This window comes from Candidatus Omnitrophota bacterium (genome assembly GCA_023227985.1).
GTDB lineage: Bacteria > Omnitrophota > Gorgyraeia > Gygaellales > Profunditerraquicolaceae > JALOCB01.
On record JALOCB010000013.1, the window covers coordinates 1 to 26,289 of the forward strand.

General features: G+C 49.4%; 26 protein-coding genes and 1 pseudogene. 26 read left to right on the top strand and 1 reads right to left on the bottom strand.

The window, feature by feature from the left end; translation table 11 throughout:
• The 3 genes and pseudogenes from M0R35_04245 to M0R35_04255 all read left to right on the top strand — a co-directional run.
• Positions 1–123 (top strand): YjbQ family protein (locus tag M0R35_04245; GenBank protein ID MCK9594868.1); only part of this gene is annotated, 123 nt, incomplete at its 5' end.
• A 104-nt stretch (positions 124–227) separates the two neighbouring features.
• Positions 228–473, top strand: a pseudogene (locus M0R35_04250) (macro domain-containing protein).
• A gap of 165 nt (positions 474–638) precedes the next feature.
• Complete coding sequence (locus tag M0R35_04255) at positions 639–1,067, top strand: NUDIX hydrolase (protein MCK9594869.1); 429 nt, start codon at positions 639–641, stop codon at positions 1,065–1,067.
• Here the strand turns inward: M0R35_04255 and M0R35_04260 are convergent.
• Positions 1,064–2,941, bottom strand: coding sequence for a DEAD/DEAH box helicase (locus tag M0R35_04260; GenBank protein ID MCK9594870.1), 1,878 nt, complete (start codon positions 2,939–2,941; stop codon positions 1,064–1,066). The genes M0R35_04255 and M0R35_04260 overlap by 4 nt on opposite strands.
• A gap of 58 nt (positions 2,942–2,999) precedes the next feature.
• Here M0R35_04260 and M0R35_04265 point away from each other — a divergent pair, with 58 nt between their 5' ends.
• The 23 genes from M0R35_04265 to M0R35_04375 all read left to right on the top strand — a co-directional run bounded on the left by M0R35_04265 (position 3,000) and on the right by M0R35_04375 (position 26,286).
• The gene (locus tag M0R35_04265) at positions 3,000–3,551 is read left to right on the top strand and encodes a DUF3786 domain-containing protein (protein MCK9594871.1); all 552 of its coding nucleotides are present in this window, start codon (positions 3,000–3,002) and stop codon (positions 3,549–3,551) included.
• On the top strand, positions 3,544–4,128 hold the full coding sequence (locus M0R35_04270) for a thermonuclease family protein (protein ID MCK9594872.1): 585 nt from the start codon (positions 3,544–3,546) through the stop codon (positions 4,126–4,128). The genes M0R35_04265 and M0R35_04270 overlap by 8 nt, the downstream gene beginning before the upstream one ends.
• Positions 4,129–4,405: 277 nt before the next feature.
• Positions 4,406–5,452 (top strand): chorismate synthase, encoded by a 1,047-nt coding sequence (locus M0R35_04275; protein MCK9594873.1) that lies wholly within the window; start codon positions 4,406–4,408, stop codon positions 5,450–5,452.
• A 63-nt stretch (positions 5,453–5,515) separates the two neighbouring features.
• The gene (locus M0R35_04280; protein MCK9594874.1) at positions 5,516–5,773 is read left to right on the top strand and encodes a SpoVG family protein; all 258 of its coding nucleotides are present in this window, start codon (positions 5,516–5,518) and stop codon (positions 5,771–5,773) included.
• Between the two features lie 113 nt (positions 5,774–5,886).
• Complete coding sequence (locus tag M0R35_04285) at positions 5,887–6,396, top strand: shikimate kinase (protein ID MCK9594875.1); 510 nt, start codon at positions 5,887–5,889, stop codon at positions 6,394–6,396.
• Positions 6,393–7,529, top strand: coding sequence for a DNA-processing protein DprA (gene dprA / locus M0R35_04290; protein ID MCK9594876.1), 1,137 nt, complete (start codon positions 6,393–6,395; stop codon positions 7,527–7,529). Before M0R35_04285 ends, dprA begins: the two co-directional genes overlap by 4 nt.
• Positions 7,519–9,480, top strand: a complete 1,962-nt coding sequence (gene topA, locus M0R35_04295) for a type I DNA topoisomerase (GenBank protein ID MCK9594877.1) — start codon at positions 7,519–7,521, stop codon at positions 9,478–9,480. Before dprA ends, topA begins: the two co-directional genes overlap by 11 nt.
• 36 nt (positions 9,481–9,516) lie before the next feature.
• Positions 9,517–10,344: a tyrosine recombinase XerC gene (gene xerC / locus M0R35_04300; protein MCK9594878.1), complete on the top strand. Its 828-nt coding sequence runs from the start codon at positions 9,517–9,519 to the stop codon at positions 10,342–10,344.
• Positions 10,345–10,424: 80 nt separating this feature from the next.
• A complete protein-coding gene (locus tag M0R35_04305; protein ID MCK9594879.1) occupies positions 10,425–11,741 on the top strand; it encodes a 3-deoxy-D-manno-octulosonic acid transferase in 1,317 nt (438 codons plus the stop codon).
• Between the two features lie 3 nt (positions 11,742–11,744).
• The gene (locus tag M0R35_04310) at positions 11,745–12,461 is read left to right on the top strand and encodes a PilZ domain-containing protein (GenBank protein ID MCK9594880.1); all 717 of its coding nucleotides are present in this window, start codon (positions 11,745–11,747) and stop codon (positions 12,459–12,461) included.
• Between the two features lie 12 nt (positions 12,462–12,473).
• A complete protein-coding gene (locus tag M0R35_04315) occupies positions 12,474–13,163 on the top strand; it encodes an HAD family phosphatase (protein MCK9594881.1) in 690 nt (229 codons plus the stop codon).
• Positions 13,160–13,348 (top strand): hypothetical protein, encoded by a 189-nt coding sequence (locus tag M0R35_04320; GenBank protein ID MCK9594882.1) that lies wholly within the window; start codon positions 13,160–13,162, stop codon positions 13,346–13,348. The genes M0R35_04315 and M0R35_04320 overlap by 4 nt, the downstream gene beginning before the upstream one ends.
• A 119-nt stretch (positions 13,349–13,467) precedes the next feature.
• On the top strand, positions 13,468–14,331 hold the full coding sequence (locus M0R35_04325) for an SPFH/Band 7/PHB domain protein (GenBank protein ID MCK9594883.1): 864 nt from the start codon (positions 13,468–13,470) through the stop codon (positions 14,329–14,331).
• Position 14,332: 1 nt separating this feature from the next.
• Complete coding sequence (locus M0R35_04330; protein ID MCK9594884.1) at positions 14,333–14,833, top strand: nitroreductase family protein; 501 nt, start codon at positions 14,333–14,335, stop codon at positions 14,831–14,833.
• A gap of 10 nt (positions 14,834–14,843) precedes the next feature.
• Positions 14,844–15,224, top strand: a complete 381-nt coding sequence (locus M0R35_04335; protein ID MCK9594885.1) for an OsmC family protein — start codon at positions 14,844–14,846, stop codon at positions 15,222–15,224.
• A 4-nt stretch (positions 15,225–15,228) separates the two neighbouring features.
• Positions 15,229–15,726, top strand: coding sequence for a hypothetical protein (locus M0R35_04340; GenBank protein MCK9594886.1), 498 nt, complete (start codon positions 15,229–15,231; stop codon positions 15,724–15,726).
• Positions 15,727–15,878: 152 nt separating this feature from the next.
• Positions 15,879–16,559, top strand: a complete 681-nt coding sequence (locus M0R35_04345; GenBank protein MCK9594887.1) for a hypothetical protein — start codon at positions 15,879–15,881, stop codon at positions 16,557–16,559.
• Between the two features lie 72 nt (positions 16,560–16,631).
• Positions 16,632–19,244 (top strand): cellobiose phosphorylase, encoded by a 2,613-nt coding sequence (locus tag M0R35_04350; GenBank protein ID MCK9594888.1) that lies wholly within the window; start codon positions 16,632–16,634, stop codon positions 19,242–19,244.
• 111 nt (positions 19,245–19,355) lie between these two features.
• Positions 19,356–20,432, top strand: coding sequence for a tetraacyldisaccharide 4'-kinase (gene lpxK / locus M0R35_04355; protein ID MCK9594889.1), 1,077 nt, complete (start codon positions 19,356–19,358; stop codon positions 20,430–20,432).
• Complete coding sequence (locus M0R35_04360) at positions 20,380–22,335, top strand: mitochondrial fission ELM1 family protein (protein ID MCK9594890.1); 1,956 nt, start codon at positions 20,380–20,382, stop codon at positions 22,333–22,335. The genes lpxK and M0R35_04360 overlap by 53 nt, the downstream gene beginning before the upstream one ends.
• Positions 22,332–24,419: a GT4 family glycosyltransferase PelF gene (gene pelF / locus M0R35_04365; protein ID MCK9594891.1), complete on the top strand. Its 2,088-nt coding sequence runs from the start codon at positions 22,332–22,334 to the stop codon at positions 24,417–24,419. Before M0R35_04360 ends, pelF begins: the two co-directional genes overlap by 4 nt.
• A complete protein-coding gene (locus tag M0R35_04370) occupies positions 24,416–25,522 on the top strand; it encodes a glycosyltransferase family 4 protein (GenBank protein MCK9594892.1) in 1,107 nt (368 codons plus the stop codon). Before pelF ends, M0R35_04370 begins: the two co-directional genes overlap by 4 nt.
• Positions 25,501–26,286, top strand: coding sequence for a polysaccharide deacetylase family protein (locus M0R35_04375; GenBank protein ID MCK9594893.1), 786 nt, complete (start codon positions 25,501–25,503; stop codon positions 26,284–26,286). The genes M0R35_04370 and M0R35_04375 overlap by 22 nt, the downstream gene beginning before the upstream one ends.
• Positions 26,287–26,289: the final 3 nt, after the last annotated feature.

The following is a 26,289-nucleotide window of genomic DNA, read 5'->3' on the forward strand; positions in this document are numbered from 1 at the left end:
AGGGAGGTAGTAGTGGCGGTCACTAAAGGGAAGCTTGACTTTGGACCCTGGGAACAGATCTTCTACGCGGAATTCGACGGCCGGCGCAGGAAGCGGGTGTTGGTCAAGATAATCGGGGAATAATCAACAAAATGAAGATAAATAATACCGAGATAAAAATAGTAAAAGGGGATATTACCGGTTTTAAGGTTGACGCTATAGTCAACGCGGCGAATAATCTTCTGGAAATGGGTGGTGGCTTGGCTGGAGCGATAAAAAGAAAAGGCGGGCAATGTATCGAGGATGAGGCGATAAAAAAAGGCCCGATACAGGTCGGCACGGCGATATATACATTCGCAGGCGGATTGCCTTGTAAATATGTGATCCACGCGGCTACAATGGGGATGGATTTTAAGACCGACGAGAATAAGATCCGTAAGTCTTGTAAGGATTCTTTGAGGGTAGCTGAGGAATTGAAGATAAGATCAATAGTTTTTCCGGCTTTGGGCTGTGGGGTGGGCAGGTTTCCGCTTGCCGCTGCCGCCAAGATAATGGCCCAGGAGGTTTTCAGGCATTTGAACGAGGATGCTTGCGGACTTGAGGAAATAATCTTTTGTTTATATGACGAAAAGGCCTTGGCTGCGTTTGAGGCTAATGCGCTGGGGTATTTGGATTATATATCCAACAAGCTGAAATCTCCGTTCCTGACCGTTGACGCGATCATCTCTGTTGAGGGAGGGGTAGTCGTTATTAAACGGAGCAATCCTCCTTTTGGCTGGGCTTTGCCCGGAGGCTTCGTGGATTACGGGGAAAGCCTGGAAGAAGCGGTAAGGCGGGAGATGAAAGAAGAGACCAGCCTTGATCTGTTAGATCTGAAACAGTTCCACACTTATTCCGATCCCGGACGCGACCCGCGTTTTCACACCGTCTGCACGGTTTTTACCGCGAAAGGCAAAGGCACGCCTGAAGCCGGCGATGACGCGGCGGGGATCAAGTTGATAACTCCGCAGGACCTGGAAAGCCTGGATTTCGCTTTTGACCACCGCAACATACTAAAAGAATATTTCTGCAGTCTTAAGAAGGGTTAACTCTCGCGCAGTTGTTTTTCCGCATCCACTATGCCGCGGTTGATCACGCGGATAGTCTCTTTGATCCTTGCTTTTAACAAAGCCGAAGAAACCGGATTATCCTGTATTTCCCTTAAGATCTGGATCGCCATCCGGAAATAACGGATTATCTCTCCTTCATCGGTATCGGTAAACTGCAGGATATTGGCGAATTCGGTGCCGCGCAGCCAGTATTCCATGGCTTGAGAGAGGTGGAAGTAGGGGAGTTTGCACTGCGGGAATATCCTGAACGCGGTTTCCTTTTCCCTGATCTCGGCGTAGATCTGCTCGGATCCGGTCCTGATCCTGCGGGCGTTCTTGGACATGCTCAGTATTTCCTGGTTCTTGCGCGGTTCAAAAACCATGGCCGCTGCGATTATCCCTAACCCGAATTCATCCAGTTGTTCAAATACTCCCTGTTCATAAAGCTCTGATAGGAGCAACTCGTAGCCGTAGACCGTCCGGGCGAATTTGCCTTTTTGGGTCAATTCGCCGTTCTTGATATAACCCATATTTTTGAGAAGATTGAGTTTCGCCTCCATTAATTTCAACGCCTGCTGCCGCTGGTTTTTCCGGCTCTGGAAATAATGGAAAGACAGCGTATATGTGCTGAAAAGCTCTTCTTTATATTTCTGGTAAAGGTTCAATATGGTGGCGTATGATGTGTTCAACTGGCTGTTTACCGGCTCGGGCTTGTTGTAGATCACTTTTTTGACGTCTTCCGGGCTTATCCTGTTGGGGTTTACCCGGCAATAAACAAAACCTTCCTTGTCCATTCCGCGCCTTCCCGCCCGCCCGGCCATCTGGTAAAAATCCCGCGTCTTCAACACCCGGATGTACCTGCCGTAGAATTTTTTCAGGTCGTCGAATATGACCGAGCGGCTGGGCATATTTATCCCCAGGGCAAAGGTTTCGGTGGTGAATATCACTTTAAGCAGTTTGCTGGTGAAGAGCCTTTCCACTACCTCTTTAAGAGTGGGAAGCATCCCGGCGTGGTGAAAGGCTATGCCTCGGCGGATCAGAGGGAGCATGCGGGTGGCGCTTGTTTCGTGCTTCAGGTCGAAACGCTCGCACAGATCCTCATACATCCTAACGATCTGCGCCTGTTCCCTGGAATTAAGGAAATTATCGGCGGAGAGGTCAAAGGCCAGATCTTCAGCGCGCCTGCGCCCGAATACGAAGTATATGCAGGGTAGGCCTTCTGTATTGCGCAGGTGATTAGTCAGGTTCGACAATTTATTGGATTTGGCATAAGCGAACCTTTGCGGCCGGGTGACCCTGTCGGTTATTTGATTGGCATATTGGTAGAGAAAATGCAAAGGCACAGGCCGGTTATCTTCGACGACTATCTTTACCGGTTTCTGATGTATGGACTGGATCCAGTCAGCCAACTGTTTTATGTTGGGGATGGTGGCTGACAGCCCGAGCAGGCGCATATGTTTGGGGAGGAATATCAAGGATTCCTCCCAAACCGTGCCCCGTTCGTAATTATCCAGGTAATGGATTTCGTCATAGATGATCCAGGAGTATTTTTTAAGGCTTTCCGGTTCATCCAGCACCTTGTTGCGGAAGATCTCGGTGGTCATTATCAATACCGGCGCGTCCGCGTTCAGGGAGACGTCGCCGGTAAGTATCCCGATATCCTGGTTGAACTGTCCCTGGAAATCGCGGAATTTCTGGTTAGAAAGGGCTTTGATCGGCGCGGTATATATCACCCCGACCCTTTTCTCCAGGCAGCTTCTGATGACATGCTCGGCGATAACGGTCTTGCCCGCGCCCGTGGGGGCGGATACGATCACCGAATGGCCTTCATTTATGAAATTGATAGCTTCTTGTTGAAAACGGTCGTAAATCATGTGTTCATTATAACCTAAAACTGTTGATTTCTCCAACTAAAAAGAGTAGAATAAAAACATGGGTTACGCCGTCGCTATCAATAAGGCTTGGGAAGAATTAGCAGGTTTATCTGGGGGCGGGGCCAGGCAGGTCAAGTTCTTTTCGGATGTTTATTCAGTCGATTTTTCCGCCCGAATGGTCTCGTTCCTGCCATCGCAAGCTGCGGCGAAGGATTTTACCGCGGTCTTGATCCTGCATTACGCGATACGCGAATTAAAAGGGCTTAAGCCTTTGGCAAACGAATGGATCTCTTTTAAGGAATTATCCGGCGGTGAGGCGTATTACCCCGCTTTTCGTAAAAGGGCGATAGACCCGATAATCCGTAAATACGGTGATGACCCGGTTGGTTTGTATTCGAATCTGGACAGGCTTAGCGGCAAAAAAGCGGTTGGCGCTGACGCCGGTATTGTCATAGAGGCATTCAGCGGCGTGCCGGTGATGGTTTTGGTCTGGAAAGCGGATGAGGAGTTCAGCGCCGAGGCTAATCTTCTTTTTGACCGCGGTATCAGCGGTCTTTTTAGCACCGAAGACATCGCTGTGCTGTCCGGGTATATCACGAAATATGTTTAGAATAACGATGGATATCCGCACAATACCGGTTTTGGTTTTATTGGTCGCTTTTTTTACGGTTATCCCTTTCTTTTACGGTTGTGATCCTTCCAATGCGGGGATATCCGCAACAGGCGAATTTTCGCTGCCTTGGGGCAGGACATACAATTATGAGGATATCCTGGTAACCCGGGTTATCGACGGGGACACGCTTAAACTGGAGAACGGAAAGCGGGTCAGGTTGATAGGGATCGATACCCCGGAGATGCACGAGTCGGCGAAACTGGACAGGGATAGCCAGAGAAGCGGGCAGGACAAGAAGGCCATTCAGGCTATGGGCAGAAGATCGTCCGATTTCACTAAAGGCCTGATTGAGGGCAAGCGGGTGCGCCTGGAATTCGATGTGGAAAGGCTCGATAGATATGACCGTATTCTGGCGTATGTTTATTTGGGTGACGGGACTTTTGTGAACGCGGAAATAATAAAACAGGGATATGCCTCTTTGATGACTTATCCGCCTAACGTAAGGCATGTGGATATATTTAAACAGCTGTATCGGGAAGCCAGGGAAAATAACCGGGGTTTGTGGAAAGAGTAAATTACCCCCGGAGTAAGGCGCCGCGCAGATTTATCAGCGTAAACGCCGGTAAATCTGCCCGCAACTCCAGGGGTTAATTCGCAGGCGTTCCGAAATTCCTTCGGAGCTATAACTTGCGTCGCTCAAGATCGCTCACTGTCTGTCGGCAGGCAGGTTTTTTTATAGTAATGTCTGGGAATAGACCCCTCGGCCATCATTCGGTTTTTCAGTATGGCTGTGGCCTCGGGGTCAAATTTTCGCTGCTACCGCAACTCAAATTTGAGGAGGTTTTATTATGTTGAGATGTCTTACTGCAGGAGAATCGCACGGCCGGTCGCTGGTAGCCATACTTGAAGGCCTGCCCGCGGGGCTAAAGATAGACCTGGATTTCGTGAACAGCCAGCTTAAGCGCCGGCAAATGGGCTTTGGCCGGGGCAAGAGGATGCGGATCGAGAAGGATACGGTCAAGTCCCTTTCCGGATTAAAGAATAATATTACCCTGGGCAGTCCTATAAGTATCGTAATTGAGAATAAGGACTTCAGCATAGAGAAACTGCATAAAGTAATTTATCCCAGGCCTGGCCACGCCGACCTGGCGGGTTTGTTAAAATACGGTTTCAGCGATATACGCCAGGTCCTGGAGCGGGCTTCAGCCAGGTCTACCGCAGCTACCGTAGGGGTAGGCGCTATCGCCAAGATATTCTTGCGGGAGTTCGGCATAGAACTGGGAAGCAGCGTTTTATCCATCGGCGGCGAGACAACTCATCAGGCTAAAGTAAATAAGATCAAAGAGGCGATCAGGCGCAAGGATACCCTGGGCGGGATCTTTAAGGTCAAGGCCTGCGGTGTGCCTGTGGGGTTGGGAAGTTATGTCCAGCCTGACCGCAGGTTGGACTCAAGGCTGGCTATGGGCATAATGGGGATCCCGGGGATCAAGGGGGTTGAGATCGGTCTGGGATTCGGTTACGCGGATAAATTCGGCTCAGAGGTTCATGACGCCATATATTATTCAAAAAACAAGGGATTTTTCCGGAAGAGCAACAATGCCGGAGGCATAGAAGGCGGGATTTCCAACGGCGGGGACATAATTTTGTCAGCTTGCATGAAACCCATATCTACTTTGATGAATCCGTTGGATTCAGTGAATATAAACACCGGTAATTCCGGTAAAGCGGCAACCGAGCGCTCCGATATATGCGCGGTCGAATCCGCGGCAGTGGTGGCGGAGGCTGTTTGCGCCTATGCCCTGGCCGAGGTTTTTCTGGAAAAATTCGGCGGGGACAGTATCAGCGACATAAAACAAAGCTATTCAGCTTACCTGAAAAGAATAGCCCGCAAGAAATAGGCAAATATCCTGTTAGAAAATCGCCTTTCTCTCGTCTATTATAAGCGAGAGGGGGTGATCGTTATGGGTGATTGCGCGGAAGTTCAGGTGGTCCGGTTATACCGCCTGGAGAACGAATCAAAGGTAAAGGCCTTTGTTGACGTCTCTATCGGCGATTTTATCGTCAAGGGTTTGAAGGTCCTTGAAGGCAAGAACGGCTTGTTCCTGGCTATGCCGCAGGACAAGGCTAAAGACGGTAAATGGTATGAAACATGTTTTCCGGCGACCAAGGATGCCCGGCAGAAAATAAGCCAGGTAGTCCTGGATGCGTACCAGCGTTGAGACTCTGTAGAAAATGACATAGGTATAGGAAGAGGGAAAGGTATAGAAAAACTTCAGTTATTATCTTTACCTATACCTCTACCTTTGCCTGTGTTTAAAATCGTGAGACAGATATGGGGAATATTTATCTAGTGGGGTTTATGGGAACGGGAAAGACCGCTGTGGGCCGCGAGCTGGCTGAAATAAAGGGATGGCGGTTTATTGACCTGGATGATCTGATAGAAGACTCTCAGCATAAAAGCGTCCCCGAAATATTCGCCAAGTCCGGTGAGGTTTATTTCCGAGAATTGGAAAAAGACGCGCTGTCCGGGATTTCCCGAAAGAGCGATTGTGTGGTTTCCTGCGGAGGAGGGATCGTCCTGGATCAGGGGAATATAGATGTGATGAGATCCACCGGCGTAATGGTCTGCCTTAGCGCTTCAGTGGATGAGATCATCCGCAGGACCCGCGGCCGCGTCCACCGTCCCTTATTGAATGTGCCTGACCCTAAAGAAAAAGTCGAATATCTCCTTAAAGTCCGCGCTCCTTATTATGACCGCGCAGATATCATTATCGATACTACGCAGGTCCCGATAGACGAAATAGCGAAAAAGATACTGTCCGCGATCGCAGATAAAAAATGAACGATTATGAGGCGTTGATCGGATTGAACCTTGTCCCGGAAATGGGCAGCGCCCGCCTTAAAAGGCTGTTGGCTGTTTTCGGCAGCCCGCGGGAGATACTGGCCGCTAATAGGGGATCTTTATGCGCGGTTCCGGGTATAGGCGATGGCATCGCAGAAAAGATAAAAGCCCTGACGGATAAAGATATCGGGCGGGAAATATCCGCCGCCGGTAAGAATGGGCTTACTATTCTTATTCAGGAAGATCCGGATTACCCGGAAAACCTGAAAAATATTTTTGATCCGCCTATAGTTATTTACGTGAAAGGAAGTTTGCTCCGGGAAGATAATTACGCGGTTTCTATTGTCGGTTCGCGCCAGGCGTCTATATACGGTTTAGAGGCGGCGGAAAGGTTCAGCCGCGATCTGGCAGGTTTGGGTTTCACTGTAGTATCCGGCCTGGCCCGGGGTATTGATACCGGCAGCCATAAGGCGGCGATAAAAGCAGGCGGAAGGACGATCGCGGTGATGGGCAGCGGGTTCGGTCATATTTATCCCGCGGAGAACAGGGGATTGGCCGAAGAAATAGCCCAAAACGGCGCGGTTATCTCGGAATTCCCTGTTGCTACCAGCCCTGCCAGGCAGAACTTTCCCCGGCGCAACCGGATTATCAGCGGATTGGCGCTGGGGGTACTGGTGGTTGAGGCTGCCCGGAACAGCGGCGCGCTTATAACCGCGGATTTTGCTTTGGAGCAGGGGCGGGATGTTTTTGCTTTGCCCGGAAAGGTGGATTCTTTGAATTCATTCGGGACGAACGGTTTGATCAGACAGGGGGCGCAGCTGGTTTGTTCGGCTGAGGATATTGCGGACGAGTTGAAACTGTCTTTAGGCTGCGTCGGTCAACCCGTAAAGAATTCCGCTGTTAATGCCGGAGAGGCTGCCCCGGAAGTCCTTGACGGGGTTTGCGCTTTATCTTGCGCAGAAACGCTATTGTATAATATAATATCAATTCAGCCGGTGTCTCTGGATGATATCCTGGAAAGGACAAATCTGGGGATCCCGGAATTATCACCCGCGCTTTTGAATCTGGAGTTGCGAAAAATGATTAAACAACTTCCGGGCAAACAATTCATACGGAGAGATCATGGCAAGTAAAAAACTGGTTATCGTGGAATCGCCGACTAAAGCCAAGACCATCAGCAGGATACTGGGCAAAGGTTATGAGGTGGTTTCCTCTATGGGGCACCTTATCGACCTGCCTAAGAAAGAGCTGGGGGTGGATATAGAAAAAGATTTTGAGCCTTCTTATGTGGTTATTTTCGGTCGGAAGAAACTGGTAACTCAGCTGAAGAAAGAAGGCGGACAGTCTGATGTGGTTTATATAGCCACAGACCCTGACCGCGAAGGCGAAGCTATCGGATGGCATCTGCAGGACAAGCTGTTCAAGGGGAAAGAAGTGTACAGGGTGAATTTCCACGAGATCACTCCCGCAGCGGTAAAGAACGCTTTTGATCATCCCCGGCCGTTCGACCATAATATGGTCCAGGCCCAGGTCTCCCGCAGGATCCTTGACCGGATTGTGGGGTATTTCTTGAGCCCGTTGTTATGGAAGAAGATCGCCCGCGGCTTAAGCGCGGGCCGCGTGCAATCCGTTGCCTTGAGGCTGATCGTCGAGAGGGAAAAGCAGATCAAGGAATTCATCCCTAAGGAATACTGGGAGATCGAGGCGGAATTGAGCAAGAAAGGTTCAAGTGCCGTCTTCACCGCCAAGCTGGATAAGATAGAAGGGCAGAAGGCCCAGATAAACAATAAGGAGCAGGCTGAAGAACTGGCCGGCCTGATAAATACCGGCAGTTTTACGGTAAAAGAGATCAAGACTACAGAGAAGAAACGTTACGCCGACCCGCCCTTTATTACCAGCACGCTGCAGCAGGAAGGTTTCAATAAATTAAAGTTCAACGCCACCAGGACAATGATCCTGGCCCAGCAGCTTTACGAAGGTATCGACATAGGCGAAGAAGCGCCTGTCGGTCTGATCACCTATATGCGTACGGATTCCACCAATGTGGCCAAGGAGGCGATAGCGCAGGTGCGTTCGCTTATCGCCGGTTCTTTCGGCAGGGATTATCTTCCGGACAGCCCGCCGGTGTATAAGACCAAAAAATTCGCCCAAGAGGCCCATGAAGCGATCCGCCCCACCTTGATCGACCGTAAGCCGGAGAGTTTAAAAAATTACCTCAACGCCGAACAGTATGAATTATACGAGCTTATTTATAACAGGTTTGTCGCCAGCCAGATGTCTCCTGCCCGGTATATGGCTACTTCCGTGGCGATCGAGAATGGCAAATTTATTTTTAACGCCTCCGGCAGCGCTTCTGTTTTTGACGGTTTCTCCGTGTTGTATAATAAGAACGGCCAGGACCAGGAGAAGAACAATATTCCATCCTTGGAGAAAGACGAGATCCTGGCCCTTTTGAAATTAGAGCCTTCCCAGCATTTCACCAAACCTCCCGCGAGATTCTCCGACAGTTCCCTGGTAAAGATAATGGAAGAGGAGGGCATAGGCCGGCCGTCAACTTACGCGCCGATCATCTCCACTCTTATATTGCGCGGATATGTGCACCGGATGCGGGGATATCTGCATCCCACTGAGCTGGGGTTTAAGGTCTGCGACATGCTTATTCAGTATTTCCCTGAGATAATGGATGTGAAATTCACCGCGTATATGGAAGGCGAGCTGGACGACGTGGAAGAAGGCAAGATCGCCAGGGGAAAGGTCCTGCTGGATTTTTATACCCCGTTCAAGGCCAGCTTTGATTTCGCCCAGGATAACATCAAGAAGGAAGTGGTGACCACCGACGAGATCTGCGATAAATGCGGCAAGCCGATGATCATTAAATGGGGCAGGAAGGGGAAGTTCCTGAGTTGTTCGGATTTCCCGGCATGTAAGAACGCTAAATCAATCACCTCGGGCGTGAAATGCCCTCAACCCGAATGCGGCGGGGAACTGGTCCAGCGCAGGTCCAAAAGGGGTTTTTTCTACGGCTGCACCAATTATCCCAAATGCACATTTATCGCCAAGGAGCTCCCGGAGGAAAAAGAATAGCTTATGGAGAGGTATATCGATAAATTCATGCGTTATATGGAGATTGAAAAGAATTACTCCAGGCATACGCTTTTGAATTACCGGATAGACCTGGAAGGGTTTCGCGCATTTCTGGGTCAGGCCGCCATAGAAAATGTCGATTACCTGTTCTTAAGGAAATACCTGGCCAATCTTAAAGAGAAGAGCCTGGGAGCGAAGTCAATGGCCAGGCATCTTTCAGCCTTGCGCTCATTTTTTAAATTTCTTATCCGGGAAGGATATCTCAAAGCGAACCCCATATTGAGCCTGTCCAGCCCGAAGATAGAGCAACACCTGCCTAAATTCCTGACTGAAGATGAAGTCTCTAATTTGATCGAATCCAGCATCCCCAAAGACCTCTCCGGTTCGCGCGACCGCGCGATCCTGGAGACTTTTTACAGTTCCGGCCTGCGTATAAGCGAACTGGTCGGGATAAATGTTGACGACATTGACTTTATCGGAGGGGTCATTAAAGTGCGCGGCAAAGGGAAGAAAGAAAGGATCGTTCCGATAGGGGATAAGGCAATTGAAGCCGTCCGGGTATACGTGGGTAAAAAAAAGAAAGAAACGCAGGCCTTGTTTCTGAATAAGAACGGCAAAAGAATAACCGATCGCGGGGTAAGGAATATCGTCGGCAAGTACCTGCGCATCTCAGGGGCCAAACAGGGGGCTTGTCCCCATACGCTGCGGCATTCTTTCGCCACGCATCTTCTGAACCGCGGGGCTGATCTGCGTACCGTGCAGGAGCTTTTGGGGCACGCCAATCTGGCCACCACGCAGATATACACCCATTTAACTACAGACAGGCTTAAGAGCGTTTACGATAAAGCGCACCCTAGGGCGTAAGGCATTTAAGTTCAACATCGGCAGAGGTAAAGGCATAGAAAGATCCTTGCCTGTGCCTATGTAAGGAGAATAGGAACCCTATGTTCATTATTTACGACCTGATATTCTGTTTGTTCGCTCTGATATACCTGCCGATGTTCCTGCTCAAAAAGAAAATGCATCCGGGGTTTGCTATGCGTTTGGGGATATTGCCGCCGGATTTTCATCCGAAGGCCCCTGTCTGGCTGCACGCGGTTAGCGTGGGCGAGGCGGTATCGATGAAGCAATTAGCGGACAGCCTGCGGATGGATTTTCCGGGTAAGGATTTTGTCGTTTCCACGGTCACGGCTACCGGCAACAAGATAGCCCGTGAGATAGCCTCCGGGCCTAACGACAAAGCGGTGTATCTTCCTCTTGACTTCAGCCTTATTGTAAAACGGGTGATCGACCGGGCTGACCCGGCTGTATTCGTGATCGCCGAGACCGAGATATGGCCTAATCTTATCCGTTATCTTTCCAAGAAAAATATCCCCGTTATCGTAGTTAACGGCCGCATATCCGATAGGTCATTTAAAGGATATAGGCGGATGAGATTTTTACTCAAGCCGCTTTTGAACAGGATCAGTGTGTTTTGCGTGCAGACCGAAACCGACAGGCAAAGGCTTATCTGCCTGGGGATGATGGGAGAACGGATAAAGGTCACCGGGAATATGAAGTTTGACCTTAGGATCAGGGATTACACGGAATTAAAAAAAGATTATACCGATTACCGCCTGGGATTGGGATTAGGGCCCAAAGACAAGCTGTGGGTCTGCGCGAGCACGCATCCGGGAGAAGAAGAGATATTGCTGGAGATCTATAAAAAGCTTTTAGAGAAAAATCCTTCGCTGAAATTCCTGATCGCGCCGCGGCATCCTGAAAGGGCGCGGGAGGTTGAACAACTCGCCGTAGCCAATGGTTTTAAGCCGGTCAAGGTATCTTGTTTATCGGCAAAGGCAAACGCGGGATCGGCTGTTCCGGCGGCCGTCCGGGCCGAACGGGGGGTGTTTATTCTGGATACTATCGGGCAGTTGATGTATTTCTACGCTATCGCGGATGTGGTATTCGTCGGCGGCAGCCTGGTGAATAAAGGCGGGCATAATATCCTTGAGCCTGCTTCTTTGGGGAAGCCGATAGTGTTCGGCTGTCATATGTTCAATTTCCGGGATATAACCAAGTCGTTCCTGGATGCCGGCGCGGGGATAATGGTATCCGACAAAAAGCAGTTGATGGAACGGGTCAGCGACCTTTTATCCAATGATCATCTAAGAAGCGAATTGGGGGCCAGGGCAAAGAAATTCATCCTGGGGAATCAGGGCGCGACCATGCGTAATAAGGATCTGATCAAACAGGCGCTTGAAAGATCGGGAAAGGCATAGAATATGCTGGAGATCTGTTTCCGGAAGGTGAACAACGCGGCAGTGCTGGATCTTTCCGGCACCCTGGATATTGATTCATCCAATTTGGTGGAAAAAGTCGCCTGGTGCCTGGAAAGCGGATACCAGGATATCCTTTGCACTTTGGACGGGATCGATGTGATGGATTATGCCGGGCTTTCGGCATTAGCCCTGGCTTTTAAGAATACGGTCAACCATCAGGCGGTGATGCGGTTGTGTAATGTCCCGGTGCATATAAGAAAAACGATCGAGTTGGTTTATCTGGACAAGGTTCTTGAGATATTCCCCGATGAGAATTCCGCGCTGGCGAGCTTTGTCCAGGACCGGGAAATGTCCCAGATACAAAATGCTAAACTGCGCAGGAGGTTCAAGAGGCTGCCCCTGGATATAGAAATGGGGTTGAGGTCCAAGCAGGATAAGGAATTCCACACGGTAAAACTGTTGAATATAAGCGCGATAGGGATGCTGGTCTTCAGCGATAAGGTTTATCCTTTGGGGGATATCCTGGATGTCAGGCTGTCCCTTAAGCCGATAGTATATGATCTGGAGCTGCGCGCTAAAGTGGTTTGGCTGGTGGAAAAAAAGATCCAGCCGCAGATATATCCGGGGCTGGGGCTGGAATTCTGCAACCTTGATCCGAAGATCCAGGAAAAGATACTGGAGTTCGTGGAGAGGAATCTTCCTTTGGATAGCGAAGTTTAATCCACAATAATAATGAAAAGGGCTAACCGCGATTTTCGGGCAGTGATCTTTGATATGGATGGGGTTATCGTGGATTCTATGCCGTATCATTTTATCTCCTGGTATGAGGCGCTTCTGCCGTTAGGCATACGGGTGAGTTGCTTTGATGTTTATTCCCGGGAAGGAGAGCGTTGGGAGAAGAGCCTGAAAGAGCTCCTGGCCGGCCGCGGGATCAGGCCTACTAAGAAGGTTATGCGGGGGATCTTTTACCGCCGGCAGAAGATATTCAAAAAATATTTCCGCAGGTTTATTTTTAAAGGGGTTAAAGAATTCCTGGCTTGTCTTAAAGCGCGGGGGTTTATGCTGGGATTGGTTACCGGTACCCCGGAAAAAGAGATCCGGAAGATCCTCGCGCCTGCGCTTTTAGGATTATTCGATGTTGTGGTAGCCGGAGATCAGGTTAAACACGGCAAGCCCCATCCTGAACCGTACCTTCGGGCTTGCCGGGCCTTGAAATTGAGCCCGGCTGATTGCGCGGTTGTTGAAAATGCGCCGTTAGGGGTTCGATCAGCTAAAAACGCGGGTATGTTTTGCATAGCCTTGACTACCAGCCTGCCTATCCAATACCTTAAAGCTGCTGACGTGATCGCCGGGGAATTGGAGGAGATCCCCGGTATAATTTCCCGGGCGTGCCGTGTGAAGAATAAAAGGAGGGCAAAATGACTTTGTATGAACGGATAATCTTATCCGGCAAGATTGCCGCGTCCTTTCTGGTTCTGACCGCTTTCCTGGGATTGACCGGCTTGAACTTTAAAGTGCATGAATTCGTCGGGGTCAGTACTGTTGTTTTCGTGATTATACATTTTTCATTGATCGTGTATAAAAATAATAAATTAAAACGCCGGTAGTTGATTCAGACTTGAACAGCGAATGTTTTGGTAGTAAAATAACGAATAAAGCATTTAATTGCAAATTGATATATATCAATTTGTTAGGTACAATGTCTGCATAAAAATAGGAGGGAAGAATGGGGAACTGGGGATATTTTCTTTTAGTATTGGGAGTCTTTGTTTTTTTGAGCGGGATCAGGATAGTCAGGCCTACGCATAGAGGCCTGGTGGAAAGAATGGGTAAATATTGTTATTTTGCCCATCCGGGTTTTACCTGGATCATCCCGGTGATAGATACTATGTATCAGGTTAATGTCACGGAAGTAATGGTTGACGCCGAGCCGCAGGAGATCATCACCAACGATAATTTGAACGCCCGGGTGGACGCCCAGGTGTATTTCAAGGTCAAGCCGGATGAAGAGAGCGTAAAAAGTTCCCAGTATAACGTAAATAACTACCAGTATCAGATCGTCAATCTCGCCCGGACCACTCTGAGGAATATAATCGGGACCCTGACTTTGAAATCGGCTAACAGCGAAAGGGGAAAGATAAACGAAGAGTTGCAGAAGACTATGAAGAAAGAAACCGCCAATTGGGGCATCGAGATAGTCAGGACAGAGCTTAAAGAGATCGATCCGCCCAAGGATGTCCAGGAGACGATGAACAAGGTCGTTAAAGCGGAGAACGAGAAGATCTCGGCGATAGATTTCGCCACGGCTACCGAGACCATGGCCGACGGGCAAAGGCGTTCGGAGATAAAAAAGGCCGAAGGCATAAGGCAGGCCAAGATACTGGAAGCCGAAGGCGAGGCCCAGGCAATAAAGCTGGTCAATGAGGCGGCAAACCAGTATTTTGTAGGCAACGCCCAGTTGTTACGGCGCCTTGAGACAGTAGAGAAATCCTTGGCGAATAACGCTAAAATAGTCATCCCTGCTAAGACCGAATTGATCAATGTGATCGGAGAAATGGCCGGGGTGGTCCCTCTGCCCAGGAAAGATTAATATGAGCGGGATCGATCTGTTCAAGAAAAGGCGCAGTGCAAGGGCCTTCCAGGAAAAACCAATTGCAAAAAGCGTATTGGAGGATATAGTAGATGCGGCGAGGCTTGCGCCTACTGCCAGAAATGTGCAGCCCTGGGAATTTGTGGTAGTTACCGGCAAGGCCATTTTGAAGGATATCGCCGCGATAACCGACCACGGCAAGTTCATTGCCAATGCCGGGGCTTGTATTTTGGTGTTTTGCGCCGATACCAAGTATTATCTAGAAGACGGATGCGCAGCTACCGAGAATATACTTTTGGCTGCAGCCGCTTTGGGGTTAGGCGCATGCTGGGTGGCGGCGGATAAAAAGGCTTATTGCGACCGGATAAATTCCTTGTTTTCTGCGCCGGGCTCTTTTAAACTGGTGAGTATGGTTGCGATCGGTTATCTTCTTCCCGGCGAAGAGAACAACCCCGTCCAGAAAAGGGGTCTGGAAGAGGTTATCCACTGGGAAAAATTCTAGGAGGCCTGGAATGTATAAAGTAGAGGTGAAGAATTCCGGAGATTACCTGTTTAAAGTTCAGGCCAGGGGCAATGAGTTTGTTATTGATCCTATGGGCAGCGGTGTTTCCCCTGCAGACGCGCTTTTGGCAAGCCTGGGCAGCTGCATGGGGTTTTTCTGCCGCCGGTATATTGAGAGCGCGAACTTAGGGATAAATGATCTTTCGATAACCCTGGAAGGGGAATTCACCAGGGACGCGCCGATCTGCCTAAAAGAGATCCGGGTTTTGCTGGATCTTAAAGGCAGCCAGGTGGAAGAAAGGCGTAAAGCCGCGCTTTTGGAATTCATAAAGAACTGTCCGATCGGGAATACCTTAAAGGGGAATCCCGAAATAACCGTTACTATAAACTAAGGCATTGCGGGGGAATAAGATCAAGATAATATTTAAGTTAAATGGGTTGGATTTTCAGGCGGAATTGGGGAATATCCCGTTTGTGCAGGAGCTAATAAAGAAACTGCCGTTGTCCTGCGCGGTTTTTATGGTCGATCCAGGGATTTATTGCGAGCTTGGCCCAACGGGATCCTGCGGAAACGCGACAACCGGGGTGAATACCGGGGATCTGGCATTTTGTCCGGCCAGCGGACGTCTCTACGCTTTTTTAATGCCCGAAGCCGGCAATGTTTTGAACAATATCGTGGTGGAAAGCCCGGTGGTCATTGTCGGAAAAACCCTGGCCTCTATGGCCATATGCCGCAGGATAAAGCCCGGGGATAAAGCCGATATCTCTGTTTTGGAGGAGGCTAAGCATTTGGATAAGCCCGATCCTGCTTCCGACAGCCGGAAATTGAGCCAAGTGGAAATAGACGACCTGGTAAAAAGGCTGCTGGAAGAGAAAAATAAAAAAAGCGGTTAAACGCGGATATCCGGGCTATTTCTTTGCCTTGACATACCTTTGATTGTGTGATATGTATAACAAATGAAGCATTTCCACAGTAAATTGCAGGGTAGTTACACCCAACCTAATTGGACAGGTTGGTGTTAAGTCTCTACTTAAGGAGGTGCGGTATGGGCAATTGGCAGTTGGTTTTTGTGGAGCCGGTCAAGACCATTGTCGGGCAACTAAAGCAATTCTTGGGAAATATTTTTATGGTTTTGGGGATACTCATCGTAGGCTGGATTATCTCGCTGGTTATTAAAAAACTGTTGGTGAAGCTTTTGCGGTCATTAAGGCTCGATGTTTTATCTGAGCGCATAGAATTAAAAAGCCTGTTGGCCAAGGGCGGGATAAACTACGGCTTTTCCGAGCTTGTCGGAGTGATATTTTACTGGCTCGGGCTCTTAGTTACTTTTGTGATCGCGGTGAATTCCATAGGCCTGACCATTGCTACCGATCTTTTGAACCGGCTGGTCCTTTACATCCCGAATATCATCGCAGCGATATTCATCCTGGTCCTGGGGATGTTCCTGGCCACCTTGTTCAAGAATATCATCCTGACAGCCGCCTCTAACGCCGGGTTGTCCCATTCGAGGCTTTTAGCCAAGGCCGTTGAGGTCGTAATCGCGATATTCGCGGTGATGATCGCTCTGGAAGAGTTGAATATCGGCGCCGGGATCATTGAATTGATGATCAGCATTGTATTGGGCTCTCTGGGGTTGGCTTTTGCCCTGGCTTTAGGTTTCGGCTGCCAGGATCTCGCCCGTAAGACAATCAATGATCTGGTGGAAAAGCTAAAAACCAAAAAGTAATATCTTTATTTTAATTGATCTAATCCTGCCCCGCCTCTCCTCCCGGGAGTGGCGGGGCTCGTAATTGACGAAATGATCTATAGATTCATAGACGATAAAGCCGCATTCGCGATCAAAGACCCGCACAGGTATAATCTGTATTTCCCGCTTACCGATGCCAAAGGCAGGTTATTGAGTTCCATAAGCCCGGATCTTTCCGGAGACATCAAACAGGATAACGAACATTTTCTGACGCCTCCGGCAAGCGCGCTGGACCTTAAGAATAATCTTTTGTGCCGCCGGGAATTTTTTGTACGTTCGGGTAATGAGGTCATCAGGCTGTCCCGGCCATATGATGATACTCTTGAGGCAGGGATGCTTTATCACAAGGTCATCAAGAAAACCGGTAAATTTACGGTTGAGGCGCTTAATTTTATTCCTCATGACGCGCCTGTTGAAGTGATGCGGATAACTATCCGGAATACCTCTAAATTTGCCCGGGAAATAATCCCCACTTCTTTTATCCCCCTTTACGGCCGATCGGAAAAGAATCTGCGCGACCACCGGCATGTAAGCTCGCTTTTGAACCGGCTGACCCTGGAGAAACGCGGGATCGTCCTTGAGCCTACTATGATCTTTGATGAAAAAGGCCACAGGCGCAACTATACGAAGTATTTCGTCCTGGGCTATGAAGGAAAAGGGCGGCCTTTCCGCGGCCAATTCCCGACTATGGAATATTTTTTCGGCGAGGGGGATATACTGAGCCCCGACGCTATAGAAAAAAAAGTTTTGCCGGTTGAAGGCAAGACCGGCAATTTAGACGGGAAAGAGGCCTGTGCCGCTTTTCGTTTTGCGAAGAAAAGATTAGCTCCCGGCCAGGCCGCGGAATATTTTCTGATCATGGGGATAAGCCGCAGCGCTGCGGATATCAGCCGGTATTGGCGTAAACTTAACGCCGCTAATAAGGTAAATAAGGCGTTTAAACAAACTTGTCAATATTGGCAGGATTATCTGGCGGGGTTGCGTTTTGATTTCCGTAATGATCACCTGAATAACTGGTTGTCCTGGGTCAAGCTGCAGCCTAACCTTCGAAAGCTCTTCGGTTGTTCGTTTCTTCCGCATTTTGATTACGGTAAGGGCGGCAGGGGATGGCGGGATCTCTGGCAGGACGGGTTAAGCCTTCTATTGACCGAACCGGAAAAGGCAAAAGAGATCATCCTGAACAGTTTTCGGGGGGTAAGGCTTGACGGATCCAACGCCACCATAATCACCGGTAGCGGCGATTTTATCGCCGACCGCAACCGGATAAGCCGGGTGTGGATGGATCACGGGGTATGGCCGTATCTGACCACCAGGTTTTATATCGATAAGTCGGGAGATCTGGATTTTTTGTTAAAAGACCAGGCTTATTTCCGCGATCACCATCTCAGCCGGGGCAAAGAGATCGATACCAGGTTCGATCAAAACGACTTTGTTCAGCGTTGCGGGAATAACCGCGTTTACCGGGGGACTGTCCTGGAGCACCTGCTTATCCAGAACCTGGTCCAGTTCTTTAACGTGGGCAGTCATAATATCATCCGGCTGGAGAACGCGGATTGGAATGACGGGCTGGATATGGCCCCGGATAAGGGCGAGAGCGTGGTTTTCAGCTCTATGTATTATTATAACCTTAAAAGCCTTTGCGTTTTTCTGGAGGCGTTAAAAAAGAAGAAGAAAAGCGTATTTATCTTAAAAGATCTGGCGTTGCTTTTGGACAGCATATGCCGGCCTGTAGCTTACGACGATTTTCGGCAAAAGCAGAAAAGGCTGGCTGAATATCTGGGACGGATCAAGAGTATAAGCGGCGAAAAGGTGGAAATAAGCATAGATGACCTTATAGCCGATCTCAGTAAAAAGTCCGGACATTTATCATCCTGGTTGAGCAAAAAGGAGTGGCTGGCCGAGGGGTTTTTTAACGGTTATTATGATAATAAAGGCCGCAGGGTAGAAGGCAAAAAGCCATCGGGGCTTAGGATGATGCTGGCTTCCCAGGTGTTCGCCATAATGAGCGGAGTGGCTGATAACGGACAGATCAAAAAAACCTGGTTGTCGGTCAATCGTAATTTGCGGGATAAGAAGCTTAAAGGATTCCGCCTGAACACGGACTTCGGTTCTTGTTATATGGATTTGGGCCGGGCTTTTGGTTTCAGTTACGGGGACAAAGAAAATGGCGCGTTCTTCAGCCATATGAACGTTATGCTGGCTAACGCCTTATATAAACGCGGATTTACCCGGGAAGGTTTTACTGTCCTGGATTCTATTTATAAGATGGCCTTGAATGAAAAAGCCGGGATCCCTCCGGTGCTGCCGGAATACTTCAACGGCCAGGGCAAAGGGTTGTATCTTTATCTTACCGGATCGGCAAGCTGGTATATGTACACGATTACCGAGGAGCTTTTAGGGATAAAGTTCATTTTAGGCGATATCCTTATCGATCCTAAGCTGGTAAGCGGGAATTTCTTCGGGAAGGATATACAGGCCTGTTTCAGCCTTTGGGGAAAGAAAGTCAAGGTTGTTTATATCAAGACCGTTAAAGTGGACCGTCCTTTAGCCGTTAGCAGGGTTTTGCTGTCGGATAAGGATATTTTCTGCGGCCCAAGCGGATACCTGGTCAAAAAAAGCCTGTTGTCAGATAAGGAGAATGTCATCAAAGTGTATTTGGGATAACTGCGTAAGATCAGCAATACGACCCAAGCAAAAATGCTTGGGTTTTTTTGTTATCGGCGGTATAATAGAGGATTAAAAGTATAGGGAATATCGATACTTAGGATGAATAAAATGTGCGAAAAGTACCTTTATGATCTGGCCACGGATAAGGCTAAAGGCGGGATTGCGGCTATAATCAAGCCGGTATTATTCTTTTTTTCTCTTTTATACGGCCTAATAGTCTTTTTCATTCGGTTTATTTCCATTATCTCCGGCAGAAAACCGGGTTGCAAGGTTCTCAGCGTAGGCAATATTACGCTGGGAGGAACAGGCAAAACCGTCATAGTTGAATTTATCTGCCGGTATCTTAGGGAAAAAGGGCGCAAAGTAGCGGTGTTGACCCGCGGATATGCCAGGCCGCAGGTCTCTGCCCAGAGGACACAGCCCGGTTATGAAACTATGGGCGATGAACCGTATATGCTCCAGGCGAAATTGGCGGATGTCCCGGTAATGGTTAACCCGGACAGGTTTAAAGGCGCGGATAAGGCTGTAAAAGAATTTCAGGTCGATACTGTGGTCCTGGATGACGGATTTCAACAGTGGCGGATAAAAAAAGACCTGGAGATCGCGGCCATTGACGCGGTTAATCCTTTTGGCAACGGCATGCTTATCCCCAGGGGGATATTGCGCGAACCTGTTTCAAGCCTTTCCCGGGCGGATGTATTGATCCTGACCAATACCGATCTCGCGAAGGATACTGCCGGGCTTAAACATCGGTTGAGCCGGATCAATCCTTCCGCGTTGATCATAGGGGCCGCACATCAGCCGGAAGGATTGTATAAAATAAAGCAAGAGGATGTTTTGATCCCTGTTGAAAGCCTGCGATCTAAAACAGTGGCAATCGCCTGCGCTATCGGCAATCCCGGCTCTTTTCAAGGCCTTCTGGAAAAGTCGCAGGCCAGGGTGGGTTTGGTTTTTATTTTCCCGGATCATTACCGGTATACGCAGGATGACCTGGAAAGAATAGCGTCTCAGGCGGGGGAAAAGGGGATAAACACTTTGGTTATTACGGAGAAAGACGCGGTAAAGATCGCGGGGATGGATCTGCGCAAGACCGCTCTGGATATACTGGTCTTAAAAATAAAATTGAGGATCAATGAAAACGAACAGGGATTTCTTGATAGACTGCTTGGGGTCTATACTTCTTAAGACTTTAGGCCCGTTGCTGCGAATCCTGCCGTACCGGCTGGTTTTGGTCCTGGGCAGTCTTCTGGGGGAGGTGTTCTACGCATTTGACTTCAAACACCGGGCAGTGGCGCACGCCAATATCAAAACCGCTTTCTGCGGCGCGTTCCCCCCTTGCCGGATCCGCAGGCTGACCAAACAGTTCTATAAGGCATTCGGGCAAAACCTCTTTGAAATATTCCTTATCCCCTTGATCGACAAGGCGTATATCCGCAGGTATGTGACCATAGAAGGCCTGGAGAACATCGAAGCCGGATTTAAGAAAGGCAAAGGCGCGATATTTGTGGCAATGCACGCCGGAAGCTGGGAGCTATCCAATATCATCTGCGCGAATTTAAGCATCCCTTTTAACCTTTTTGTCCGCGAACAGAAACTGCCGCGCCTGGAGAAGATCCTTAATTTTTACCGCGGCCAGAAAGGGTGCCGGTTCATTCAGCGCGAGAACCAGACCAGGCAGTTGATCCAAGTCCTGCGCGCAAACGAATCGGTGGCAATGACCATTGACCAGGGAGGAAGGAACGGGACCGGGGTGGATTTTTTCGGCAAAGACGCATCTATGGCCTCCGGGGCGGTAAGATTGGGCTTGAAATACGGCTGCAGCCTTATCCCGGTATTCCCGGTGAGGATAAAAGGGCCGCATATCAAGTTTATCGTTGACCGGGAGTTCGAGCTTAAGAGATCCGCGAGTGTGGAAAAGGATATCCGGGATAATCTCCAGGGGTTGGTGCATGTGTTTGAAAAACATATCCGGCAGTATCCGCAGGAATATCTCTGGACCTATAAATCCTGGAAATATTCCCGGCAAAGGGATATATTGATCCTCACTGACGGGAAAACAGGGCATTTGCGCCAGGCGCAGGCCTTAGCAGGGATAACTGCCAGGAGGTTAGAAGGGGCAGGGGCCGCTGCGCGGGTTTACAGCGCAGTGGTTAAAACAAAAAACAGGCTTTCCGGGCATCTTATGGCATTGAGTAATCTTCTCGCCGGAAGATACATCTGCCAGGGTTGCCTTTTATGCCTGAAGGCGTTTTTAGATCCGCAGTCTTATGCGGATATAACCGGCAGAAAATTTGATATTATTATTTCCTGCGGTTCTTCAGCCGCAGGGGTGAATTATATCCTTTCCAAAGACAATCTCGCCAGATCTTTGGCGATAATGCGGCCGTCGTTTCTAAGTATAAAAAAGTTCGACCTGGTGGTCCTGCCTAAGCACGATGATCCGCCCCGGCGCAAGAATGTGGTCAGGATAGAAGGCGCGCTTAACCTTATTGATGACGCCTACCTGGCCGAAGAGTCCCGGATGTTAAAAGAGCAAGCCGGCATAATCCTGGATCCGGCAAGGCCGTGCGTCGGGTTATTGCTTGGCGGGGATGCCAAGGGTTTTCATATGGCCGAAGCCTCGGTTCTGGAATGTGCCGGCCAGATCAAGGCGTTCCTGGAAAAGGTAGACGGTCAGGTTTTGGTCAGCACTTCCCGCAGGACCCCTCCAGCGATCGAGGAACTGGTCAGGAAAGAGTTTTCAGGTTATAAGCGTGCTCGGGCCGTGATCATTGCCAATCAAAAAAATTATCCTGCCAGTATCGGGGGGATCCTGGGCTTAAGCCAGATGGTGGTGACTTCCGCAGAAAGCATATCCATGGTTTCAGAGGCTGTAAGCAGCGGAAAATACGTCTTTGTTTTTAGCGCCGACGGTTTAAAGAGGAGGCACCGCAGGTTCCTGGATAATTTTGTAAGCAAAGGGTATATTTATTTGAAGGCCCCTGAAGAATTGTCCGGGGCTATGCATGATGTCTGGAGCAGGAAGCCGCAGGTCATGACGATAAAAGACAACGCCGTGGTCGAAGAGGCGGTCGGGAAATTATTATGAACGTATTGCAGATACTTCCGGAATTGAATGTCGGCGGGGTAGAGCGCGGGACAGTGGATTTGGTCAAGCATTTGGTCAAGCTTGGGCATAAAGCCGTAGTGGTCTCCAACGGAGGGAGCCTGGTCCGCGATATCGAGGCGTTGGGTGCGAAGCATTATCAGCTTCCGGTGCACCGTAAATCCATAATAAACCTGGTCAAGCTTATTCCTCTGCTGGTTGATATAATCCGGAAGGAAGAGATCGACATAGTCCACGGCCGTTCGCGCATGCCTGCCTGGATCGCGTATTTCGCCTGCCGCAGGACAAAGGCTGTTTTTATCACCACCTGCCATGGCTATTACAGTAAACATTTATTCAGTCATGTGATGGGTTGGGCAAAGCGGGTGATCGTTCCCAGCAACGTGATCGCCAGGCATATGATCGAGGATTTCGGCGTGCCGCGGGAAAGGATCCGGCTGGTAGCGCGCAGCGTGGATTTGGATACGTTTAAATACAGCGCTCCGAACAGAAGAAAACCCGGGGAATTCCATGTCGGCATAATCGGCCGGCTTACTCCGATCAAAGGCCATCTGCCTTTTATTAAAGCTATGTCCAGGGTAGCCCGGGAGAACGAACGTTTTAAGATATGGATAGTCGGGGACGCCCCGGCGTCAAAAGCCGCCTATAAAGAACAGATCAGGGTTCTGGTAAAGAGGCTGGGACTTTGGCATTGCACGGAATTCCTGGGGACCCAGAAAAATATCCCGGAGATACTTTCGCATTTGGACCTGTTGGTCCTGGCTACCACTACCCAGGAGGCCTTCGGCAGGGTGATCATTGAAGCTCAGGCAGCCGGCGTGCCGGTAGTGGCTACGGCAGTAGGCGGCGTTGTGGACATTATTGAGAACGGAAAGACCGGTTTGATCGTTCCGCCTGCCGATCCCCAGGCTATGTCCGAGGCAATACTAAAGATAATGCAGAATAAAGACCTGGCGCAGGAGATGGCTGAGAATGCCTACAAGAAAGTCAAAGATGAATATAATCTGGAACTGATGGTTTCCAATACCATTGATGTGTATAAAGAGGCCTTGGATAATTTTCGGGTACTGGCGATAAAATTCAGCGCGCTGGGCGATGTGATCCTCTCGACGGCCGCCTTGAGGGCGATACGGGAAAGGCTGGTGGGGGAATATAAGATAAGTTTTCTTGTCGGAAATGAATGCAAGGATATCCTTTTGCGCAGCCCGTACATCGACGAGTTGCTGGTCTGCGATTTCAAGAACAAGGACAGCGGGCTGTTCGGGTTCCTTAAACTGGGCAGAGAGTTAAGAAAAAAGGATTTCGACGCGGTCATCGACCTGCAGAATAACCGAAAGAGCCATATCTTAAGTTTTTTGACAATGGCCCCGGAGCGTTACGGCTATGATGTTAAGTGGGGGGGGCTGCTTAATCACCGCATAGATAATGATGCGGTCGATCTGGCGCCCGTTGATCATCAGTTCAGGATACTGAAAATGCTGGGTATCGAATTAAAGGACCGCCGCCTGGAATTGTGGCCCACTCCTTCAGATCGTAGTTATGTTGATGAATTCCTGAAGTCGCAGTGGCTGTCCGATAATCAAAAGATGGTCGGCATTAATATCAGCGCCAGTAAAAGATGGATAACCAAGCTTTGGCCGGGACAGCATATAATCCGTTTGGCGGAAGAGTTGAACCGCAGGGATATCCGGGTGGTTTTTACCGGGACAAGCGAAGATCTGGCCACGGCGGAAAAGTTATCAAGCGCGATGCCTAAGGTCAAACCTATCAATGCCTGCGCTAAGATGACGGTCAATCAACTGGCCTGTTTGATCAAGCGCTGCGGGGTGTATATCTCCGCTGATTCCGCGCCTTTGCATATTGCAGCCAGCCAGGGCACTGCGATCGTCGCTTTATTCGGGCCTACCGACCCTGTCCGGCATATGCCCGCGGCGGGGAACGCGCTGGTGATCAGGAAAGAACTAGCCTGCAGCCCGTGTTATAAACCAAAATGCCGCAGCGTCAAGTGTATGAAGCTGATCAGTCCGGAAGAAGTGTTTGCGGCGGTAATTAAGTTATTGAAATGAACATTCTTTTTCTGAATAATCACCTGAACGTAGGAGGGATCACCAGTTATCTTTTATCCCTCAGCCGCGGATTGAAAGAAAGGGGCCATAAGGTATATATTGCCTCAAGCCCCGGCGACTGCCTGACCCGTTTTACCGAGCAGGGGATAGTTTATGTCCCCATACCTATCCGGACAAAATCCGAATTGAATGTCCTTAAGATGGGAATGAGCCTGTTCAGGTTGATCCGCGCGGTCAAGGAGAAAGGAATAGATGTGGTGCATTCCAATACCCGGGTTACTCAGGTATTGGGAACTTGGCTTAGCCGCTGCACAGGTAAGCCGCATATCACCACCTGGCACGGTTTTTTCAAGAACAGGTTATCCCGGAAGGTTTTTCCCTGTAAGGCTATGGCGACCATAGCTATAAGCGAATCCGTGCGCGACCATCTGATCAATGATTTTGGATATGACCAGGCAGGCCTTAGGCTTGTATATAACGGCATCGACACTGAGAAATTGAAGCTTCAGGATTTCAAGAGCCGCAAAGACGTTAAAAGAGAATTTGGATTAAAGGACGGTCCGGTAGTGGGGATCGTGGCCAGGCTTTCCGAGGTAAAGGGCCAGGCCTACCTTATCCGTGCGATGAAACTGGCGTTGAACAAGGTCCCTGACGCCCAGCTTTTTATAGTCGGAGAAGGAAGGACCGAGAAAGGGTTAAAAAGGCTTGTTCGCGAACAGGGGATGTCCGACAGCGTTGTTTTTCTGGCTAAATCCCAGAATATTCCGCAGGTTTTGTATGTAATGGATGTTTTTGTGATGCCGTCCTTGAACGAAGGGCTGGGCCTTGGGTTGATGGAGGCAATGGCCTGGGCTAAGCCGGTTATCGGCTCAAGGGTCGGGGGGATATTAAACCTGGTCTCCCACGGCCAGAACGGATTGCTGGTCAACCCCGCGGATGTCCCTGGATTGTGCTCGGCGATAGTGGAATTAATTAATGATCCGGTCAAGGCTTCCAGCTTGGGCAATAACGCCAGGATATTCGTTAATCAGCGATTTTCAATGGAAAAGATGGTTGTGGAGACAGAAAGGATATACCAGGAATGCGTAGACAAAAAAGATTAGCGGTTATTTCAGGTATTGTCGCGCTGGTTTTTATCGTAGCCGCGGGGTTTATCCGGCAGCAATACCTTTTGCCCATAGCAATGTACCATTCAATATCCCAGAGCGTGCCAGAGGGGAACCGTTTGATTGTTTCGGTTAAGACATTTGACAGGCAAATGGAGTTCTTAAAAACGCATAAGTATAACGTGATCTCTCTGGAGGAAGCGGGGGATTTGATCAAAAACAGAAAAAAAGCCCCTGCCCGGACCTTGGTTTTGACCTTTGATGACGGGTATAAGGATAATTACACCTATGCCTTTCCCATATTGAAGAAATATAACCTTCCGGCTACAATATTCATAATAGTCAATGAGGTGGGAAGGCCTGACCGGCTTAGCTGGGACCAGATGAAGGAGATGCAGGATTCCGGTTTGGTTACTTTCGGCAGCCACACGCTGTCGCATCCTTTTCTTGAATGCGTGGAAGACGATCAGAAATTGCTTGAAGAAATTGAAAGTTCGCGCAGGATACTCCAGGAAAAACTGGCAAGCCCGGTGAATACATTCTCGTATCCCTGCGGCAGATTGAACGCCAGGGTCAGGGAATGCGCGGTCAATGCCGGGTATAAGGCGGCGGTAGCTACCAACCCCGGAAAGAAGATGGCTAATGACGATGTTTTTGCCCTGAAGCGCCTTAGGATATCCGAGAACGCGGCGAACCTTTTTGTTTTCTGGGCGGAGACCAGCGGGTATTACAATTTTATCCGCGAGAATAGGCATAAATAATAT

Excerpts from the sequence above, each read along its gene's own strand:
- M0R35_04335 (MCK9594885.1), top strand. The coding sequence starts at position 14,844 with ATGTATAAAGTAGAGGTGAAGAATTCCGGAGATTACCTGTTTAAAGTT.
- M0R35_04345 (MCK9594887.1), top strand. The coding sequence starts at position 15,879 with ATGGGCAATTGGCAGTTGGTTTTTGTGGAGCCGGTCAAGACCATTGTC.
- M0R35_04310 (MCK9594880.1), top strand. The coding sequence starts at position 11,745 with ATGCTGGAGATCTGTTTCCGGAAGGTGAACAACGCGGCAGTGCTGGAT.
- M0R35_04320 (MCK9594882.1), top strand. The coding sequence starts at position 13,160 with ATGACTTTGTATGAACGGATAATCTTATCCGGCAAGATTGCCGCGTCC.
- M0R35_04285 (MCK9594875.1), top strand. The coding sequence starts at position 5,887 with ATGGGGAATATTTATCTAGTGGGGTTTATGGGAACGGGAAAGACCGCT.
- M0R35_04305 (MCK9594879.1), top strand. The coding sequence starts at position 10,425 with ATGTTCATTATTTACGACCTGATATTCTGTTTGTTCGCTCTGATATAC.
- lpxK (MCK9594889.1), top strand. The coding sequence starts at position 19,356 with ATGTGCGAAAAGTACCTTTATGATCTGGCCACGGATAAGGCTAAAGGC.
- M0R35_04325 (MCK9594883.1), top strand. The coding sequence starts at position 13,468 with ATGGGGAACTGGGGATATTTTCTTTTAGTATTGGGAGTCTTTGTTTTT.
- M0R35_04350 (MCK9594888.1), top strand. The coding sequence starts at position 16,632 with ATGATCTATAGATTCATAGACGATAAAGCCGCATTCGCGATCAAAGAC.
- M0R35_04270 (MCK9594872.1), top strand. The coding sequence starts at position 3,544 with ATGTTTAGAATAACGATGGATATCCGCACAATACCGGTTTTGGTTTTA.
- pelF (MCK9594891.1), top strand. The coding sequence starts at position 22,332 with ATGAACGTATTGCAGATACTTCCGGAATTGAATGTCGGCGGGGTAGAG.
- M0R35_04360 (MCK9594890.1), top strand. The coding sequence starts at position 20,380 with ATGAAAACGAACAGGGATTTCTTGATAGACTGCTTGGGGTCTATACTT.
- M0R35_04280 (MCK9594874.1), top strand. The coding sequence starts at position 5,516 with ATGGGTGATTGCGCGGAAGTTCAGGTGGTCCGGTTATACCGCCTGGAG.
- M0R35_04375 (MCK9594893.1), top strand. The coding sequence starts at position 25,501 with ATGCGTAGACAAAAAAGATTAGCGGTTATTTCAGGTATTGTCGCGCTG.
- M0R35_04370 (MCK9594892.1), top strand. The coding sequence starts at position 24,416 with ATGAACATTCTTTTTCTGAATAATCACCTGAACGTAGGAGGGATCACC.
- dprA (MCK9594876.1), top strand. The coding sequence starts at position 6,393 with ATGAACGATTATGAGGCGTTGATCGGATTGAACCTTGTCCCGGAAATG.
- M0R35_04330 (MCK9594884.1), top strand. The coding sequence starts at position 14,333 with ATGAGCGGGATCGATCTGTTCAAGAAAAGGCGCAGTGCAAGGGCCTTC.
- M0R35_04260 (MCK9594870.1), bottom strand. The coding sequence starts at position 2,941 with ATGATTTACGACCGTTTTCAACAAGAAGCTATCAATTTCATAAATGAA.
- topA (MCK9594877.1), top strand. The coding sequence starts at position 7,519 with ATGGCAAGTAAAAAACTGGTTATCGTGGAATCGCCGACTAAAGCCAAG.
- M0R35_04265 (MCK9594871.1), top strand. The coding sequence starts at position 3,000 with ATGGGTTACGCCGTCGCTATCAATAAGGCTTGGGAAGAATTAGCAGGT.
- M0R35_04315 (MCK9594881.1), top strand. The coding sequence starts at position 12,474 with ATGAAAAGGGCTAACCGCGATTTTCGGGCAGTGATCTTTGATATGGAT.
- xerC (MCK9594878.1), top strand. The coding sequence starts at position 9,517 with ATGGAGATTGAAAAGAATTACTCCAGGCATACGCTTTTGAATTACCGG.